Annotated in this window: 4 protein-coding genes; 1 reads left to right on the top strand and 3 read right to left on the bottom strand. The window is 71.9% G+C overall.

Annotated features, from left to right (window positions below; genetic code table 11):
* From AB0J68_RS28520 to AB0J68_RS28530, 3 genes are all read right to left on the bottom strand, one after another.
* A partial coding sequence (locus tag AB0J68_RS28520; RefSeq protein WP_363941528.1) for a response regulator transcription factor occupies positions 1–512 on the bottom strand: 512 nt, incomplete at its 3' end.
* Complete coding sequence (locus tag AB0J68_RS28525; RefSeq protein ID WP_363941531.1) at positions 509–1720, bottom strand: histidine kinase; 1212 nt, start codon at positions 1718–1720, stop codon at positions 509–511. The genes AB0J68_RS28520 and AB0J68_RS28525, both read right to left, overlap by 4 nt.
* A 43-nt stretch (positions 1721–1763) precedes the next feature.
* Positions 1764–2462 (bottom strand): DUF305 domain-containing protein, encoded by a 699-nt coding sequence (locus AB0J68_RS28530; RefSeq protein ID WP_355068388.1) that lies wholly within the window; start codon positions 2460–2462, stop codon positions 1764–1766.
* Between the two features lie 140 nt (positions 2463–2602).
* On the opposite strand from AB0J68_RS28530, the gene AB0J68_RS28535 reads away from it, so the two are divergent.
* Positions 2603–4014 (top strand): hypothetical protein (locus tag AB0J68_RS28535; protein WP_363941534.1); only part of this gene is annotated, 1412 nt, incomplete at its 3' end.

The raw sequence follows: 4014 nt of genomic DNA on the forward strand, positions 1-4014 counted from the left end.
CCCTGCGCGACCAGCAGCAGCACCTCCCGCTCCCGCTCGGTGAGCTGGGCCAGCCGGGGGTCGGCGGTCGGGCCGGCGCCGAGCTGACCGGCGAAGCGGTCCAGCAGCCGCCGCGTGATCGACGGGGCGACCACCGAGTCGCCCCGCGCCACCACCCGGATCGCGTCCAGCAGCTCCTCCGGCGGGACGTTCTTGAGCAGGAAGCCGCTGGCGCCGGCCTGTAGCGCGGCGAACGCGTCCGCCTCGGTGTCGAAGGTGGTCAGCACCAGCACCCGGGGCGGGCCCGACGGCCGGTCGGCGCAGAGCCGGCGGGTCGCCTCCACCCCGTCCATGGTGGGCATCCGGATGTCCATCACCACCACGTCGGCCTCGGTGCGGGCCAGCACCCGCAGGGCGTCCGCGCCGTCGATGGCCTCCCCGACCACCTCCAGGTCGGGCTGGGAGCTCAGCACCATCCGGAACCCGGCGCGCACCAGCGCCTGGTCGTCCACGATCACCACCCGGACCGTCATGCCGCGATCACCTCCGCTGAGGGTTCCGACGGTAGCGGTAGCCGGACCTGGACCTGCCAACCCCCGGTCGGCTGGGCGCCGGCGGTGAGGCTGCCGTCGTACACCGCCACCCGCTCGCGCATGCCGAGCAGACCGTGACCGCCGGACGGCGCCGGGCTGACCACCGGGCGGCCCCGGCCGTCGTCGACGACCCGGACCACGACGGCCTCGGCGGTGTACGTCAGGGTGACGTCGACGGCGGCCCCGACGCCGGCGTGTTTGAGCGCGTTGGTCAGCGCCTCCTGCACCACGCGGTAGACGGTCAGTTCCAGACCCGGAGGCAGGGCCGGCGGCTGACCGGTGGCACCGTCGCGGATGCGCAACCCGGCGTCGCGGAAGCGGGCCAGCAGGTCGGGCAGCTCGGCCAGGGCCAGCCTGCGGTGCTCCGGGTCGGCGGCCACCACCGACCCGCCCGCTCCGGACGGGCCCGCGTCGCGCAGGACCCCGACCAGCCGGCGCATCTCCTCCAGCGCCGAACGGCCGGTGTCGGCGACCACCTTCACGGCCGTGCGGGCCTGCTCGGGGTCACGGTCGAGCATGAACCGGGCCCCGTCCGCCTGGACGATCATCACCGCCATGCTGTGCGCCACCACGTCGTGCAACTCGCGGGCGATCCGGGTGCGCTCCTCGGCGACCGCCACCCGGGACTCGGCCTCCCGCTCGCGTTCCAGGGTGGCGGCCCGTTCCTCGAGGCTGAGCACGTAGAGGCGGCGGGTCCGCACGTTCAGCGCGACGAGCCAGACCGCGCCGGTGACCAGCGCGTACCACAGCGCGGTCACCCACCAGTCGATGACGCCGGGGGTCTGCGCGGCGGCGAGCAGCACGCCCACGGCGGCGACCGCGCCGGCCAGCACCCCGTCGCGCAGGCGCCTGCCGTACTTCACGACGCTGTAGAGCGCGATGAGGACGGCGACGTCGAAGGCGAGCGGACCCCACCGGGCGATCACCTGGACCAGGGCGAGCGCCGCCACGACGACGGTCACCGCGCCCGGGTGGGTGCGGCGGAACAGCAGCGCCACCGCCATACCCACGCCGACGCCGGTGGCGGCCCAACCGCCGGGCTGGGCCACCGCCGAGGCGAGGCCGACGAACGCCACCACGGCGGAGACGGCCACGTCGAAGGCGACGCCGCGCAGGGGGCGGCCGAACAGCGTGCGTCTCACGGTCACCCAGCGTACGTGTCGTGGCTGGTGGCGGCCGGCCGGCAGCCGGTCAGGGCGGGGTCAGCTCGCGCAGGCGGGTGATCTCGATGGCCTGCTCGGTGGCGAGTGAGGTGGCCAGCTCGTTGAGGGTCGCATCGACGCCGACCGACAGCAGGTCGGTGGCCATGGTGACGGCGCCCTGGTGGTGGTCGGTCATCATCGCGATGAAGAGCCTGTCGAACTCGACGCCCCGGGCGGCGGTCAGCTGCCTCATCGCCTCGGGTGACTGCATTCCCCGCATGCCGGCGTGGTCGTGACCGGGCGCCGTCTCGGGCAGCCCGCGGGTGGCGAGCCAGCCGCGCAGGACCTTGATCTCCGGGCCCTGGCCGGCGCGGATCCGGTCGGCGTAGGCGCGGATCCGAGGATCGGCAGCCCGCTCCTGGGCCAGCGTGCTCATCTCCAGCGCCTGCTCGTGGTGCGGGATCATCATCTGGACGAAGACGGTGTCCAGGCCGTTGTAGCGGGGTGGGCTGTCGTCGCGCAGCTCCTGGGCGGACCGGGCGACGGCCGGCTCCCCCGGGCGGCCGGGCACGAGCACCGGCGGGGGTGGCGGACCGGTCGGGCTGGTCGTCGGTGACGGTGACGCCGAACCGCGTTCGGCGGTCGGACGGCCGGGGTCGCCGGCGGCGCGGACAGCCAGCACCGTCAGCACCACAATGATGGCCGCCGATATGACGACGGCCAGTAACCGAGCACGTCGGACGGTCATGCCACACCCCCCTCAGGTCGAGGTCGCAGCGATCCTATCCATTGACGAGTCGAGTTAGATGTGACCCAGATCACATCGATGATCTCCGTGTCTCGGTAAGGTACCGACAACGTCATCCCCCCTTTCGAAGGGCGCCGCCGATGATCAAGTTGGCCACCGCACGGCTCCGACAACTCCGCATCGTCAGCCTGGCCGCAACGGGCCTGCTGCTGACCAGCGTCGCCGTGGCGACGCCGAGCAGCGCCCAGGAGGCAGCACCGGCCGCGGCACCACAGGCCGCCGCCGCCGACATCCCGGGCGTCGACGAGATCCGCAGCAGCCCCAACCTGCGGCAGATCGCCAACATCCCCAAGCAGGCGCCGTTCGACACGACGGCCGCGCTCAACAGCGACATGGCGTTCCAGGGCAGGTACGCCTTCGCCGGCAACTACAACGGGTTCGTCGTCTACGACATCTCCCGGCCCAGCGCCCCCAAGATCACCGCTCAGGTGTCCTGCCCGGGCTCGCAGAACGACATCTCCGTCTACGGTGACCTGCTCTTCGTCTCCACCGACTCGTCGCGCAGCGACGACTCGTGCGCGAGCGTCGCCCAGCCCGCCTCCGTGAAGGAGTCGTGGGAGGGCATCAAGGTCTTCGACATCAGCGACAAGGCCAACCCGCGCTACATCAAGTCCGTGGAGACCGCCTGCGGGTCGCACACCCACACGCTGGTGCCGGGCAAGGACCGCAAGAACGTCTACCTGTACGTGTCGTCGTACAGCCCGCGGGCCGAGTTCCCCGACTGCCAGCCGCCGCACGACTCCATCTCCATCATCAAGGTGCCGGTGAAGAAGCCGACCCAGGCGGCCGTCATCTCGACGCCGAACCTCTTCCCGGACGGCGGTTTCCCGGGCAGCGAGACCGGCTCGGCGACCACCGGCTGCCACGACATCACCGCGTACCCGTCGAAGGACATCGCCGCCGGCGCCTGCATGGGTGACGGCATCCTGCTCGACATCAAGAACCGCGAAGCGCCCCGGGTGATCACCCAGGTCCGCGACACGGTCAACTTCGCCTTCTGGCACTCGGCCACCTTCAACAACGCCGGCACCAAGGTCGTCTTCACCGACGAGCTGGGCGGCGGCGGGGCGGCCACCTGCAACGAGACCGTCGGCCCCAACCGGGGGGCGGACGCCATCTACGACATCACCGGCCGCGGTGACGCTCGGACGCTGGCGTTCCGCAGCTACTACAAGATCCCCCGGACGAACGCCGAGACCGAGAACTGCGTGGCGCACAACGGCTCGCTGATCCCGGTGCTCGGGCGGGACATCATGGTGCAGGCGTGGTACCAGGGCGGCATCTCCGTCTGGGACTTCACCGACTCGCGCCACCCCAAGGAGATCGCGTACTGGGAGCGGGGCCCGCTGTCCGCCACCCAGGCCGTCACGGGCGGCGCCTGGTCGACGTACTACTACAACGGCAACATCTACGAGGGGTGGCACGGCTGGGTCGGCTCGTTCACTGGCGTCGTGCTCATCACGGTGCCCACACCGCCAGCGCGGCCAACGGC

The organism is Micromonospora sp. NPDC049580, assembly GCF_040675595.1.
Lineage (GTDB): Bacteria > Actinomycetota > Actinomycetes > Mycobacteriales > Micromonosporaceae > Micromonospora.

What these genes read in the sequence shown, in the direction of transcription:
- AB0J68_RS28530 (WP_355068388.1), bottom strand. Translation starts at nt 2,462, where the DNA reads ATGACCGTCCGACGTGCTCGGTTACTGGCCGTCGTCATATCGGCGGCC.